Source organism: Nostoc punctiforme PCC 73102, from assembly GCF_000020025.1.
GTDB classification, from domain to species: domain Bacteria; phylum Cyanobacteriota; class Cyanobacteriia; order Cyanobacteriales; family Nostocaceae; genus Nostoc; species Nostoc punctiforme.
In genome coordinates this window covers 5153594-5168643 of record NC_010628.1, presented here as the reverse complement: position 1 = coordinate 5168643, position 15050 = coordinate 5153594, and the positions used below count along the sequence as shown (strand labels likewise).

15 protein-coding genes are annotated in these 15050 nt (G+C 38.1%); 11 read left to right on the top strand and 4 right to left on the bottom strand.

Translation table 11 applies throughout. The features are described from left to right. Positions 1-131: 131 nt before the first annotated feature. Positions 132-743 carry a LuxR C-terminal-related transcriptional regulator gene (locus NPUN_RS20790; RefSeq protein WP_012410464.1) on the top strand — a complete coding sequence of 204 codons (612 nt, stop codon included), beginning with the start codon at positions 132-134 and terminating at the stop codon, positions 741-743. Between the two features lie 194 nt (positions 744-937). Here NPUN_RS20790 and NPUN_RS20785 read toward each other — a convergent pair whose 3' ends face one another. Further along, the gene (locus NPUN_RS20785) at positions 938-1420 is read right to left on the bottom strand and encodes a DUF4168 domain-containing protein (protein ID WP_012410463.1); all 483 of its coding nucleotides are present in this window, start codon (positions 1418-1420) and stop codon (positions 938-940) included. 109 nt (positions 1421-1529) lie between these two features. Further along, entirely contained in the window at positions 1530-2519 is a 990-nt protein-coding gene (gene holA / locus NPUN_RS20780; protein WP_012410462.1) for a DNA polymerase III subunit delta, read from the bottom strand. Between the two features lie 165 nt (positions 2520-2684). Between holA and NPUN_RS20775 the strand changes: the two genes are divergently transcribed. Beyond that, on the top strand, positions 2685-3476 hold the full coding sequence (locus NPUN_RS20775; RefSeq protein WP_012410461.1) for a DUF1868 domain-containing protein: 792 nt from the start codon (positions 2685-2687) through the stop codon (positions 3474-3476). Positions 3477-3595: 119 nt separating this feature from the next. Here NPUN_RS20775 and NPUN_RS20770 read toward each other — a convergent pair whose 3' ends face one another. Together NPUN_RS20770 and NPUN_RS20765 are read right to left on the bottom strand one after the other, a co-directional pair. Next, complete coding sequence (locus NPUN_RS20770) at positions 3596-4381, bottom strand: RDD family protein (RefSeq protein WP_012410460.1); 786 nt, start codon at positions 4379-4381, stop codon at positions 3596-3598. A 44-nt stretch (positions 4382-4425) separates the two neighbouring features. Beyond that, positions 4426-5271 carry a hypothetical protein gene (locus NPUN_RS20765; RefSeq protein WP_012410459.1) on the bottom strand — a complete coding sequence of 282 codons (846 nt, stop codon included), beginning with the start codon at positions 5269-5271 and terminating at the stop codon, positions 4426-4428. 80 nt (positions 5272-5351) lie between these two features. On the opposite strand from NPUN_RS20765, the gene NPUN_RS20760 reads away from it, so the two are divergent. From NPUN_RS20760 to NPUN_RS20720, 9 genes are all read left to right on the top strand, one after another. After that, positions 5352-6305, top strand: a complete 954-nt coding sequence (locus NPUN_RS20760; protein ID WP_012410458.1) for a stage II sporulation protein M — start codon at positions 5352-5354, stop codon at positions 6303-6305. A gap of 101 nt (positions 6306-6406) precedes the next feature. After that, positions 6407-6976: a Uma2 family endonuclease gene (locus NPUN_RS20755; RefSeq protein ID WP_012410457.1), complete on the top strand. Its 570-nt coding sequence runs from the start codon at positions 6407-6409 to the stop codon at positions 6974-6976. A gap of 357 nt (positions 6977-7333) precedes the next feature. After that, positions 7334-8377: a phosphate ABC transporter substrate-binding protein PstS gene (gene pstS, locus NPUN_RS20750; protein ID WP_012410456.1), complete on the top strand. Its 1044-nt coding sequence runs from the start codon at positions 7334-7336 to the stop codon at positions 8375-8377. Positions 8378-8553: 176 nt separating this feature from the next. Next, on the top strand, positions 8554-9531 hold the full coding sequence (gene pstC / locus NPUN_RS20745) for a phosphate ABC transporter permease subunit PstC (RefSeq protein ID WP_012410455.1): 978 nt from the start codon (positions 8554-8556) through the stop codon (positions 9529-9531). A gap of 52 nt (positions 9532-9583) precedes the next feature. Next, complete coding sequence (gene pstA / locus NPUN_RS20740) at positions 9584-10465, top strand: phosphate ABC transporter permease PstA (protein ID WP_012410454.1); 882 nt, start codon at positions 9584-9586, stop codon at positions 10463-10465. Between the two features lie 200 nt (positions 10466-10665). After that, complete coding sequence (gene pstB / locus NPUN_RS20735) at positions 10666-11445, top strand: phosphate ABC transporter ATP-binding protein PstB (protein ID WP_012410453.1); 780 nt, start codon at positions 10666-10668, stop codon at positions 11443-11445. A gap of 553 nt (positions 11446-11998) precedes the next feature. Next, the gene (locus NPUN_RS20730; protein ID WP_012410452.1) at positions 11999-12778 is read left to right on the top strand and encodes a phosphate ABC transporter ATP-binding protein; all 780 of its coding nucleotides are present in this window, start codon (positions 11999-12001) and stop codon (positions 12776-12778) included. 184 nt (positions 12779-12962) lie between these two features. Continuing rightward, a complete protein-coding gene (locus tag NPUN_RS20725) occupies positions 12963-14249 on the top strand; it encodes an IS1/IS1595 family N-terminal zinc-binding domain-containing protein (RefSeq protein WP_012410451.1) in 1287 nt (428 codons plus the stop codon). An 81-nt stretch (positions 14250-14330) separates the two neighbouring features. Next, positions 14331-15035 (top strand): SDR family oxidoreductase, encoded by a 705-nt coding sequence (locus NPUN_RS20720; RefSeq protein WP_012410450.1) that lies wholly within the window; start codon positions 14331-14333, stop codon positions 15033-15035. The last annotated feature ends 15 nt before the right edge of the window (positions 15036-15050 follow it).

Below are 15050 nucleotides of genomic sequence, written 5' to 3'. Positions count from 1 at the left end.
TTGATCGGTATGATTAGTCTGCAATATTCAGCCAATTTATTCAGATAATCATCCAAAAAATAGATTATTACATCTTCTAAGTTGCACGAATCTAACAAACAAGCACGATTTTATACATTAATCTATCTCCTATGATTGCCCTAACAAAGACATTAGTAAAAACAGTAGCAGAACCAGAACAGCTAGAGAATATTGATTTACTTAACTCGAAGCGAGCTAATTTTTTACAAGAAGTAATTGAGGGCTTAGAAGACGGTATATTAATTTTAAGCCCAACGGGTGAAGTAGTACATAGTAATGCGTCTGCTAATCGCCTTTGTTGCCAATTCAATCAAGATAATTTCAACCCGAATTTTGTACCGCCAGCTATCTGGAATCTTTGTGAATCTTTACTCAGTAGCCAGTATTTGTTTTCTGATAAACTTCTGATTTTGTCGGATGAAATTGTACTTGATAAGTCAAATATTTTTCGGATTAGGGTGAGACTGCTAGATTTAGATGGGTTTGAAGTGCCTTGCTTATTAGTTACCATAGAAAATCAATATGAGTCTGTAAAAAATGTAGCACTCACTGAAGTTAAAAAATTTGACCTCACGCCACGAGAAGCTGAAATTTGGTTTCTCTATAGAAGCAACTACAGCTACAAAGAAATTGCTATGAAGCTTTACATCACCATAAACACTGTGAAGAAGCACATGAAAAATATTCACACTAAACGACAAGCAAACCTTTCTGATAATTGAATAATAGGATGGTAATAAAAATTTATTCGTAAATACAAGAGATTATTACTTATTAACCTATTATCGACAAACAAGGATTTTATGAATCAATCTTTGATTGTTTTTTAGATAAAAAATACCAGCCCTCGCTTTCATAACAAGGGTAGTTTTTTAACCGCGATCCTCTCTTATTTTAAGGTTGATGCAAATTTTAACTACGGAGAATCAGGAGTTTTTTGCAGACGCAGTAAGGTATTATAAACCTGCTGTTTTAAAAGATCGTTATTTTGTAGTTCTATTGTGATTTTGTTAAACTGATCGATGCTCAAACCATTATCTTGGACAATTTTTTGAGAGTTATTACAGTAATTTACTGCGATATCTTGAGCCTTTCTAGGAAGACCATTTATGCTGTTAGAATCGTTACAAACAATTTTAGGAACTTCTCCATTGCCAATAAGGTTTTTAATGGTTTCAAAAGCCTTTTGGCGTGCTGGTTCCATTGCTAGCACTGCTTGAGCGTAGCTGTCAATTTGAGTATTGTTAGCTATTGGTGATGGAGTTTGACCATAAGCTTTTGAATTAACTGAAAAAGCGTTAGAAATGACACTCGTAGTAGCGATCGCGCCGAAAAAGAATGATTGGCAAAGGATTCGCTTTCGGCTGGATCGGGAAAGAAAATTGGAAATTTTATTCATATAGTGTGTGACACAAAACTACATCAGGGATATTATAAGGACTTTGAATTATTTTCGGAGTTGGAAGTTCCAGCAACTGTTCAGTACATCAAGTTTTTATATTTGATTGTCAACTTCCTTGGCATACTTGACAAAGTTCGATGACTTTAGTCTGAAAGGTTGACATTTCTGATGCTCCTTGCTTAAGGCTCACTTCTAACTCCAATAGTAGAGGTAAGCATGAGATTAACTGTTGCACAGAAAGCAGTTTGATTTCTTGCTGTAAGAAGTAGATCCGCTTGGGATTACCGATATCAGCAGCAATAGCTATCGCTTGTTGGTTGCGCTCACCACTTTCTATCATAATCTTGACCCATAGCCAGGTGCGAAATTGTCCAATCAGTGTGGCCACTATCCGTAATCCCGGTTCGGAAGCATTGATCATATCTGCCAAGGTTGTCAAAGCTTTCGCTGTATCTCCTATTCTGATTGCTGCTGCTAATTGTAAACTATTTTGAGTAGTATTTCTTACTAGCTTTGTAACGGTATCTACGTCTAAAGGCTTATTGCTACCGTAGGCATATAACCGTAATTTCTCTATTTCATTGTAGAGCAATCGCGTATCATTTCCGACGGATTCTGCCAACAGTTGGGCAGTATTGGCAGTGAGTTTTACGCCCACAGTCTGGGCTACTTGATTAACAGATTGCACTAGTAATTCGGTTTTCCAAGGAGGGATGAGGGGAAATTCTCGGAATTCGGTAGCAAATTGTTTTAACAATTTCGTGGATTTGAGGCGTTCATCTGGCTTGTTGCGGCTGCTGAGTAATAAAAATGAGTTTTCGGGAATGACAGATAGCGATCGCACTAGTTCCGCTAAGACATTCTCTGGACAGTGCTGATACAGGGTTGTATTTATCAGCCATACCAAGCGTCCACCCGCGCCAAAAGTAGGTGTCATCACCTGATTTAACGCCTGGATAGCAGCATCAGCTTGATCCGGGGTGAATGCAGTGTAATTAAAACTTATCCAATTGGGATCGAGAACGTGATCGCGCAAAACAGCGATCGCCTTTTCCATCGCAAAATCATCTTCACCCCAGTAAACATAGATTGGCATAGATAAACCTCATTGGGCATGGGGAATGGCTCATTGGGGAAGAATGCTTAAAACTCCTAACTGCTAACTCCCTCAGCCCCAAAAACTAAATACTTTTAAAATCATTCTCTTATTCGGGGTAATTTTCCCTAAAATCTATCAAGTGAGAGCGTGAGGCTATGAAGATTGGACGACAACTATCAAACTTACTTAAATCGGTTAGCACGACTGACGCTGCCAGAAGCCTACAGATCCCAAGCCCAGCATATTCAGGAATCTTCTAAATTTCAGCCAAATTCTGGCTTGAGAGAAGCAGCGTCTTTTCCTGGGTATACGCTAATTACACCGCCTGCGGCAGAAGAAGAATCAGAAAATTCTGCTTTCTATGCCAAATTACAGACTTACCAACAGGAACTTTTGCAGTTGCCTGTAAACCGTAATTTGATTATACCTGTACCTCCTGCTAGCTTCCATGTAACTTTAGCGGATTTAATTTGGGATCATGCTTACCTTGATGCCCGCGAAAAGAATCCTAAATTTGACGAGGAGTTACCCTCTTGTTTAGCCGAAATGTTTCAGCAATATCAACAATTGATGACAAATAGGAGTCATCCGATTAAATGGCAAATGCTGGGACTGATACTGATGCCAAGAGCTATAGCTGTTTGTTTAGTACCTCAAGATGAAAGCTGCTATGAGGAAATTATTAAGTTCCGCCGAACAATTTATCAAAATCCCAAGTTGATTGCCTTGGGTATTGAGCAGCATTATCATTTCACTGCCCATGTTACATTAGCCTATTTTGGGGAGGTTTCATCTGACTTAGATCGCACAAGTTTCAGCACAAAGCTTTCGGAATTGAATGAAAAATGGCTGTTTAATTTGCCAGAATTTTCGATCAATCGTGTCGAATTGCGAAAATTTGACAACATGACACACTATTATCGTGAACCAGATTGGCCGATTTTAGATTTTTAAGTCATTAATCAGTAGTTAGTAGCCAGTAGTTTCCACTTACTGGCAACTAACTACTGATTATGATTTTGTCTTTTAGATAAACTTAACTTTTTGTCAATGCTGTAAATAAAATCTCTCGCCTAAAATTTAGGTTCTTGATATACGAGATAAACAGCTTCTAAAAATACATCAGGTGTAACAGCTTCTGGCAAGTTTTCTAAATTAATAATAGCTACTACTTGCTCGGCTAACTTTAGAGATAGTGAGGCTCTTGCCTTTAATGACATTGCAGCCCGTCGCTGCAAATATTCACGAATAACTGCAAAATCATCGGGCAATAATTTCGATAAATCGGCGATTTGGATTAACTGTTCATGAAGTTCCTTTGCCTGTTCTGAAATTGTCAATGTCGCCGATGCGATGGGTATTTCAGCTTGAATTACAATTGTACCGGCAGCCAAATCACCTAAACGCTTTTCACGACTACCCAACATAATTAAAAAAGCGCCAATAAATAAAATCTCATCAAAGGGTCGCAATAGGGCACGGAGAGTTGCTTGTTGTAACCCAATGAGCCTGCCATCATCTCGAACTACGCGAATTTTAGCAACCCGTTTACCAGGGGTTTGCCCAAACCATAAGGTTTCAAAAAATACAAAATAGCTGATGTAAATTACAAAGGTAATAATGAAGAAAATTGCTAACAACCAAATGTCTAAATTTGGTAAACTCGTAAAAAAGTCTTCAAGAAAATTTACCAGCTGCGTTGAAAAGACAGTCCAGGTAAAGACAAACAGAAGCAAAGTTATACCCAACACTGCATAGTCAATCAGCAGCGCTAAAGCTCGATTACCAATTCCCGCTAAAGTAAATTCCAACTCTACACTTTCTGGAGTCTGGAATGTGATGCGATTAAAAAAGCGCATATTTTAACCAATTGAAAATTAATAGAGTTGAATTAAGACCTTGGTTAACGAAAATCTTGTGTAGGAGGTTGCCGTAACTGCAAACCTAGACCCTCACGCCGAGTCCGCAAATCCAAGTATAAAACAGCTTTTAGTGCTTGCCAGAATGGCATTATCAAAACTCCACCTACTAAGCTGCCAATCACAGAAATAAAATACACAATTCCGTAGATGACAGTACCTGGCTCAAGCTTGATGAGGAATAAGCTAGGTATATAGTTTAATACAAACACTAATGGCAGTGTAACGAAAAAAGCAACTAAAACAACGCCCTGAATGCGAAGTACTGAGGCTTTAGTTAATTCCCAACTTCTAGCAACACTTTCGCCACCATTAATATTTTCTTCAACTGCTAGCGGTACCTCAGCTACTATCCAACGAGAGTAGAACCAGGTTAGTCCCAACAGTAAAATAATTACCATTAAAATTATTGTCAATGTGGTTGTGACTATAACACCCGCAGTACCTAATATCCCTCCCAATAACGCTACCAGCAAAGCAGACAGAATACCACCTGCGATCGCCAATCCTAAATAAACTAGCAGCAAAGATACTCCTACCTGAAAACCAACTCTTAAAAATGACCACAGACGCGGATTAACATGGCTGCTGGCGGCTTGGACACTTTCAGGTTGGTAAATCAATTCTCTAAAAGCCAAGCGTGAAATTAGTCCAGAGATGGCTGCATATTTTGCCCAGCCATAAATCGGAACGATAACCCACAAGTGAGCGATCGCAGCCAGTTTCAGATAAGTCTTAAGATGAGAACGATACAATCGCACCGCAGCACTGACAACATTTCCTACACTCAGTGGTTGTATCTGGCCGGAAGATCCAAAATTTTCAGACATAATGGCAAATTTCCCTTGAAACTACGGAGATGAATTTGAGGCTATCTTAAGCTAAGTTAAACTCAGTGTTCCCAAAATTCATGAATATTCAACGTTGGATTGCGCGACGAGAACCAAATTGGCAACGTCTGGATGCCTTATTAAAGCAGATAGAAAAAAGAGGGCTAAAGTCTCTACGGGCAGCAGAAATTAGAGAATTAGCGAGTTTATATCGTTCAGTAGCGGCAGATTTGGCTCGTGCCCGTACCCAGCAAATCGGCAATACTTTGATACAAAGTTTACAATCTTTAACAACTCGTGCCTATACGCAGATTTACCAAGGTTCGCGGCGACAGGAATGGCAAGCAATCCTAGAATTTTACAAATGGGGATTACCAGATGTAGTCCAGAAAACATTTGCATATATTGCTGTAGCCACGGCACTATTCCTAATAGGGGCACTAGTGGCTTGGTGGTATTCTTGGCAAAACCCCAGCTTTATGGCTTTGATCGTACCTGAAAGTTTGATTACCAAGGTGCGAGACGATCATAAATTATGGATGGGGTCAATTGTCGGTGTTGAACCTCTGGCATCCAGCAGTATCACGATCAACAATTTGTCCGTTTCTTTTGGTGCTGTTGCTGGTGGTATCACCGTCGGGCTATATACAGCCTATTTGATGATTTTTAATGGCTTATTAATTGGTGCTGTTGGCACTTTGGTTGGTCAAAATAATCTGGCTTATCCTTTTTGGGCTTTTGTATTTCCACATGGTTCCTTGGAATTACCCGCAATCTTTTTTGCTGGGGGTTCAGGATTTTTATTAGCAAGAGCAATTTTATTTCCTGGTAAATATCGCCGTGGAGATGCACTGAAATTTTATGGTTCTCAGGCGGTGCAGCTAGTATTTGGCATTGTACCAATGTTGATAATTGCTGGTACGATCGAAGGCTTTTTTTCACCTAATCCGAGCATACCTGATGCAATTAAATATTTAGCAGGAATGGGGTTGTTTATACTTTTGGTAATGTATTGTAGCCGCAAGCAAACATAAAATAATTTAGATGTTGGCTGATTGGGAGATTGAAAAAATTTTATAATAAGGTAAATATTAACTATATCAAAAACTCCTCATAAGTTGAAGCTAGGATAATCATGGTACAAATATCAAATAAAAGATTGACTCTAGAAGAGTTTCTCGCACTACCAGAAACTAAACCGTACTGTGAATACATTGACGGTCAAATTGTTCCAAAACCTATGCCTCAAAGAAAACATAGTACTATTCAAGGAGAACTCTGTCCCGCAATCAATTCTGTTATCAAAATCCAAAAAATGGGTTGGGCTTTTCCAGAATTGCGTTGCACTTTTGCAGGACGTTCTATAGTTCCCGATGTCGCTGTATTTTCTTGGGCAAGGCTTCCCGTAGATGAAAATGGTGATATTGCCAATACATTTACTGTAGCACCCGACTGGATAATCGAAATTCTCTCACCCGAACAAAGCCATACAAAAGTTACAAAAAAAATCTTACACGCTCTCAATCATGGAACTCAAATGGGTTGGTTAATTGATCCTGATGAGCGATTCATTGCTGCTTATCCTGCGGGACAACAACCTTTACCTTTTGAGGAAATTGAGTCTGTTTTACCAGTGCCAGAATTTTGTCAGGGGTTACAGTTGAAGGTAGGTGATATTTTTGGATGGTTAAAGGTGACTGCGTAACAAATATTTTGTTCAAGCCTATCTAATATTATTGCACTGAAAATATGCCAAAACGCATCATTACCGAACTAACTGATAAACACAGATTTTTATTCATTTTCTAGCAAAGTTATATTTTTTAAGTTTAGTGATTTACTCATTTTTAATTATTTAAATTGGATTTAAGTTTTTATTGGGATCTTTTTCCTAACTAATCCCATCAATCAAATATCAACAAGTAAAAAATATTTTAAATTAGGATTTAAACGCATCTTAATTTTTTATTTATCAATTGTTAAAGAAAACTTAACCATAATAAATGTAACTTGATTAAGGCTGGAATTACAGCAGGAAGATATTCCTTTAATCAGAGGTAATATGATTTTTTCGACCACCACCTTGAATCGTGTCATTGCTACTTCATTGGTGACAACTTCTGTTGCACTTAGTCCATTTTTTGGTGCGATCGCACAAGCTGAAACTCTCAATGGTGCAGGAGCAACTTTTCCGGCTCCGCTTTACGAACGGTATGCTCGTGAAGTGAAGAAGAAATATCCAGACTTGAAAATTAACTATCAAGCAATTGGTAGTGGCGGCGGTATTCGTCAAGTCACCGCTGGAACCGTTGACTTTGGTGGTAGTGATGCTGCAATGAAAGATGATGAAATCAGTAAAGTCAAGAACGGTGTAATCTTAGTACCTACAGCAGGTGGTGCCGTTTCTGTTGTTTATAATCTTCCAGGTGTTAACGATCTCAAGTTGTCCCGTAAGACACTACCAGAAATTTTCTCAGGTCAAATTACCAAATGGGATGACGCAAAAATTAAAGCTGATAATCCCGGTGTCAATCTACCAAGTCAAGCAATTAAATTTGTTGTTCGCGCTGATGGTAGCGGTACAACTTTCATTTTCACTAACCACTTAAGTGCTACCAGCGGTTATTTTAAAGGCAGAGTTGGAGCTAACACTGCTCCAAAATGGAATCTGCCAAACGTCCTGAAAGGCAAAGGCAATCCAGGCGTAGCTGCTATAGTATCTCGTACTCCTGGTTCTATTGGTTATGTAGAATATGCCTACGCCGTCAAAAACAATCTGAAATCAGCACTAGTACAAAATAAGAAAGGAGAATTTGTTGCTCCTTCTTTAGAGTCTGCAAATGCAGCTTTGTCAACTGTCACTTTTCCAGACAATTACCGTGTTTTTGTAGGAGAACCAGCACAAGGTTATCCGATCGTTGGCCTTACTTGGATGATGGTTTACAAACAGTATGCTAATGCTGCTAAAGCTGATGCAATTAAGAAATGGATTAATTGGGTATTGAAGGACGGTCAACAGTATAACGATGACCTCAACTACACCAAAATTCCATCTGATGTAGCAAATCGGGTGCTTCAAACAGTGAATAGCTCTGTCAAACCTTAATTTGCAATCTTTAGGACTTACGTAGAAAATATCCCCCAACCCACTTAAAAAGGGGGATTTTAAAATTCTCCCTTAAAAAGAGGGAATAGGGGAATTATCTTAATAATCTTCTCTCCTACTAGAGTAAGTTAATAACTCGTTCTAGTAGCAATAAAAATCTATTTTATTGATTTGTAATGGAAAATTCATCAGATGATTCAAATCTAGGCGATGAAAGTTTCAATCTAACAGGTATCAGTGGCGCAAATTTCTGGTTTGACCAAGGTTTTACACGGCTGGTATACTTTTTTGCCGTGATTACTGTTGCAGTACTATTTTTGATGAGTTCGGTAATTTTCTCAGAAGCTTTACCAGCTATCAAGCAGTTTGGACTGGGATTTTTGTGGGGAAAAGATTGGGATACAGGTAATCAGATTTTTGGTGCATTACCCTATATTTATGGAACTTTGGTAAGTAGTGCGATCGCTATTTTATTTGCTGTCCCGGTGGGAATGGCAGTAGCCTTAGTCACGAGTGAAAATTTCTTACCGACATCGCTGCGAACCATCCTAGCATTTGTTGTGGAATTAATTGCAGCAATTCCCAGTGTAATTATTGGTCTATGGGCGATTTTTGTCTTTATTCCAGTTCTAGAACCTCTACAAAAGTGGCTAGCTAACACTTTTAAATGGATACCACTGTTTAATACAGAAGATCCTTCTGGGACTAATATGTTGACTGCTGGAGTTATTCTAGCCATCATGATTTTGCCCACAATGGCAGCAATTAGCCGTGATGTCTTAATGGCTATCCCTAAAGAATTACGTAGTGCATCTATGGCTTTGGGTGGCACTCGTTGGGAAACAATTTTTCGAGTCTTGCTACCATCGGGATTTTCTGGAATTGTGAGTGCAGCCATGCTTGCTTTGGGACGTGCTTTGGGTGAAACAATGGCTGTCACTATGGTGATTGGCAACTCTGCTCAAATCAGCGCTTCTTTACTCGATCCAGCTTATACAATTCCCTCTGTATTAGCTAATGAATTTGCTGAAGCTGAACCGGGATTGCATATAGGTGCTTTAAGCTATTTGGGATTGATTTTGTTTGGGTTGACTCTAGCTGTAAATATTGGGGCTATGCTATTGGTGAAGTGGGTTGGTAGGAAAAATAAATGATACTTTATCAGCAACTTAGCAAGACATTTATCAATCAAAATTTATAAAATTTATGAGTGGTTACATCCAGTCAGAAACGGATGAATCTTTGGTGGCAGAATTATGCAGTCCTCTGCCAACGAAGCGATTAATATTTACATACGCAATGAATGCGATCGCTTTTGGTTTTACAGGTCTAGCACTCATTCCTTTATTATCAATTTTATGGGAAATTTTCATCCGGGGAATATCTGGACTCAAATCTGAAATGTTTGTCAAAGCAGTGATTGATAATGGCTTTGGCAATGCCATCCTCGGAACCATAATTATGGTGATAATTGGTGCTATTTTAAGCATTCCCACAGGGATTATGACAGGAATTTTCTTAGCAGAATTTGGACAAAGCAACACAATTGCTAGTTTTGTTCGTTTTATCACCAGCATTCTTACAGGTGTGCCTTCAATTGTTGTAGGTGTATTCGCTTATGGCGTAATAGTTCTAGTAACTAAAGGATTTAGTGCGATCGCAGGTGGTTTTGCTTTAGCTGTGATTATGCTACCTGTGATTATACTGACAACAGAAGAATCCTTAAAACTGATTCCTGCATCTCAACGCCTCGCCTCTGCTGCTTTAGGTGGAACTCGCTTCCAAACTACTTTTCGCATTGTCGTCACTACTGCAATCCCCGGAATTACTACAGGTATTTTATTAGCTGTAGCTCGTGCTGCTGGTGAAACAGCACCCTTAATTTTTACCGCTTTATTTAGTCTAGATTGGTCAGAAGGATTGTTAAGTCCAACAGCTTCTTTACCAGTATTGATTTTTAACCTCTACAACGACCCCGACCCAGAAAAAAGCCAATTGGTATGGACTACTTCTATAGTTTTACTCGGCTTAATTTTATCTGTCAGCATTATTTCGCGCTTAGTTATTAGACAGAGAAGAATAAAATGATCAGAATACAGAATTCAGAAGTCAGATGTAATAATTCATTCATAGATGATTCCGATTGACTACTAATTTAAGACAATTAAATACTAATAGTAGAAAATTCAAATATATTTGATTGTTTTCTATTACTATTATATAATTTCGTCTTAATTCTGACTCCTGAATTCTGTTTTTATAATTTTTATTTCGCACCTTAATCAAGCATGAGTAACCTAATTCCAGCTATCAAAGTTAAAAATATCAGCTTTTACTATGGCGCAACAAAAGCAATCGAAAAGGTATCAATAGATATTTATCAAAAACAAGTAACCGCAATTATTGGCCCTAGTGGCTGTGGTAAATCTACCTTCATCAAAATTCTTAATCGAATTAGCGAATTAGAAGGGCCTGTAAAAGTTGAAGGAGATGTAGAATTTTTTGGTCAAAATATTTACGATTCTCGTGTCAACATCAACCGATTACGCCGCCAAATTGGTATGGTGTTTCAAAAACCGAATCCTTTTCCGATAAGCATTTACGAAAATGTTGCCTACGGTATGAGAATAGCAGGTAGGAATTCAAAATTAGAATTAGATGAAATTGTTGAATCTGCCCTTAAAAGTGCTGCTCTTTGGGATGAAGTAAAAGATAAGCTCGATAAATCAGCTTTAGGGCTTTCTGGTGGTCAGCAACAAAGATTGTGTATTGCTCGCGCTTTAGCAGTCAAGCCGAAAGTTTTGCTGATGGATGAGCCTTGCTCGGCTCTTGACCCCATTGCCACCATGAAAGTTGAGGAACTCCTTCATAGCTTACAGTCTGAGTTGACAATTGCGATCGTTACCCACAATATGCAACAAGCCGCCCGCGTTTCTGATTTTACGGCTTTCTTTAGCACCGACGAAAGTCGCATTGGTCAAATGATTGAATTTGGCGCTACAGAGCAAATCTTTAACAATCCACTAGACCCTCGCACCCGCGACTACATTTCAGGGCGTTTCGGTTAAGGTATGTTCTAGCGTGACTTATTGATTTTTGTCGGACTATCTCGCGCTAGAAGATACTCATAAAATGTAGTTTAAAAAAGTTACTACTTTATTTTGATAAATAAACTAACTCCTCACTATACATGAAGGGTATGTGATATTGAGATAGAACTCATATTTGATTTCTGAAAAACTCTGTACTACTCAAAAAGCCTTATTTCCTATTGCCCCTTGCCAACCCACACAAATAAGTATGGCTACGCCACGCTGCGCGAACAAAAATCAAAGCGGATTTTTATATAGCTATTTTAAATCGAACGAGACCAAATCTTTTTTCATAACAAAGGATGATACCTTAATTAAGGGGGAAAAGATAGGTATAAAAAGTCTATAAAAGATAATTTTTGGAACACAGTCTTAATATGAATATTTGATAACAGTTTATCTGCTGGATGGCTACAGCATAACTACGTAATTTCCATGTATATCTCCTTTTAGGAGTAACATAGTGAAACAGCTGTGCTGATTTGTACTGTTTTACTTAGTTAAGTTTTGTTTTACACGTTTTGGCAATATGAGTAAACTAATTCCAGCCATCAGAGTCAAAAACTTCAGCTTCTCTTACGACACTCAAAAGATAGTTGAAGGCGTGTCAATGGATATTTACCAAAACCAAATCACGGCAATTATTGGTTCTAGCGGTTGTGGCAAATCTACTTTTATTAAATCCTTAAATCGCATGAGTGAATTAGAAGGAGAAGTGAAGGTTGAAGGAAAAGTAGAATTTTTTGGCCAGAGTATTTATGAGCGTCGGGTCAATATCAATCGCTTACGTCGCCAAGTTAGTATGGTTTTTCCCAAGCCAAATCTTTTTCCTATGAGTGTTTACGATAATGTTGCTTATGGAGTGAAATTAATTGGATGGCATCCGAAAGTAGAATTAGATGGGATTGTTGAATCTGCCATCAAAGCTGCTGAACTTTGGGATGAAGTGAAAAATAAGTTGCACAAGTCTGCTTTAGAACTTTCTGGTGGTCAACAACAAAGATTATGTATTGCTCGGGCTTTAGCAGTCAAACCAAATGTTTTGTTGATGGATGAGCCTTGTTCAGGTCTTGATCCTGCTGCTAGCATGAAAATTGAGCATTTGATCCATAACTTGCGCTCTGAGTTAACAATTGTGATTGTTACTCACAATATGCATCAAGTTACTCGCCTATCGGATTTTACGGCTTTCTTTCATAGCAATGAAAATCGTATTACTCAAATGGTTGAATTTGGTACTACAAATAAAATTTTTACTAATCCCGTAGATTCTCGCACCCGTGACTACGTTTTCGCCCGCGTCAGTTGAAGCGTTTCTTAAAATCTAACTATTCAGAGGGCTATGACATAGTGCAGGCGGAAATTAAGGTTGAATTTAATTTCTGCTTACTTTGAGTTTTTCTTGTGTTGGGCAATGCAAACTGACATTGACAGTCTTTTTTTATACTATATACTTAAAGGAAAGTATCTGCCTAGACCACCTGAATCATAAGATGAAATGTCCTCGGTGCGAATCTACTTCATGTCGTCAAAATGGTTGTCGGAATGACAAGCAGAATTACCTCTGCAAAAATTGTGGTCAACAATTCCTTGAGCCTGTATTTCCTCATTCCCTGAAAGGTGAGTTGCTTGCTAACAGCAACGGACAGACTAAAGTATCTATGGCTGTAACCACAGAAGTTTTTTTAGTCAAAAACTTACCAGAAGAAAAAATTCCAGAGAAAAATCTTAACTCTTTCAGTTTTAAATTATCTGAAGAAGTGCTACAAAATATATTATCATCTGATTGCCTAGAATCTGCTGCATTTAGTAAATTTTTTCTTGAAATTCAGCAATCAAACGAAATTAAATCTAAGTTAGAAACAGGAATATCTCTTCTACTTTTGGATGCAGAAAACCTAAAGTTAGATATTAATTCAGAATTATTTTTAGCTAGTGTCTGCAAGTATCCTCTCCAAGTTAAAATGGCATTTGCTAACTGGAGAAATCCAAGTACTGGAAAGCAAGATATTGAACTATATAACCGTGGTTATCAACTTGTCCATGTGCCTGGAGGTAAGGACGGTGCTGATGCAAAAATGATCGCATTTGGTGCTTGTGTCTTACGCTCTTATCCAACAGTTAAAGAAATCTTGGTTTGTTCTGGTGATGGAATTTTAAACCATCTTTGTAACGAACTCCAAAATCAAGGATTGATTGTCTATTGGGTACGTAGACAAGGACAAAATTTGCATATAGAAAACCGGAATACTGGCAAATTAACAGATTATTCTTTGCCAATGGCAACAGAAGTTCCATCTTTTGAAAAAGTGGTTGATACAATTCAAGATTTAATTAAAACGGAACAGGAATCAATCAATGCTCGATTAGACAGTTTAGTGGCTGTTGCAACTTCATTTCAAGAAAAATGCGAGATAAATATTAAACATAATCCAAAGCAGCCAGAAATTGAGAAACTACTCCCTGTTTTAGATAGCTCTGTTACAGAATGTAATCAAGAAACAAAACAAGATAATTTTGCGAAAGTCCCTAATAAAAAAGTATTAGATAAAATACTATTAAAAATTATTAAAGATATACAAAACAAGTCGCCTAAAACTAAATTATGTGTGCCTAAACTAGGTTCAGAATTACACAAAATAGCCGGAGAATCTCCTAATTCAATTATAAAAAAATTAAAGTTGGGTTCTAGTTTTCTTAAATATTTACAATCATCTCCCACATTTACATTAGAAGCGAGTGGCAAGGAATATGAGGTAACAGCACTATTGCGTGAGTAGATGCTTTCTGGATGTTTACGTACAACCTGAGCCTGTAATTCAGTATTATGTAAAAAGATGTAAAGAAATATAAATATTGCAATGCAGGATAAAGTTGTCGTTATTGTCGGTGCTACTGGTGGTATTGGTTCAGCTTTAACACATAAACTTGCGCCCACCGGAGTCAGGTTGGTGTTGGCTGCGAGGGATGCAGCTCGTTTAACAACACTGGCTACTGATTTACCAGGGGAAGTTTTGACCGTTCCCACTGATATTACTGACCCCCAACAAGTAGATATTTTGATAGAAAAGACCATCGCTAAGTTTGGTCAAATCGATATTTTAGTGAATGCAGCCGGTATAGGTATACTCAAGCCTTACAACAGCCTGGAACCTACTGATTTAGACAAGATGCTAGATGTCAACTTAAAAGGCAGCTTTTATACTACCCAGGCGGCTGCTGAAGAGATGCAAAAGCGCAAGTCTGGTCACATCTGTAATGTGGTAGGAATTCTCGGCAAGCATTCGATGGGGATGGCAGCAGCTTATTCTGCTTCTAAGTTTGGTGTTGTTGGTTTTAGCAAGTGCATGGCAGAGGAACTTAAGCGTTTTGGTATCAAGTTCACGCTATTCTACTTTGGTGGGGTAGATTCTCCTTTCTGGGATAATGTCAACCTAAAAGTAGACCGGAAAAAAATGCTCAGTCCTGAAACTGCTGCCAATGCTATTTTCTTTGCCCTTTCTGCCGAACCGCAAGCTGTGCCAATGGAAATTAATATTCAACCTGATAGTCATCTGTTCTTTTAAAGTAGGAGTACGTAT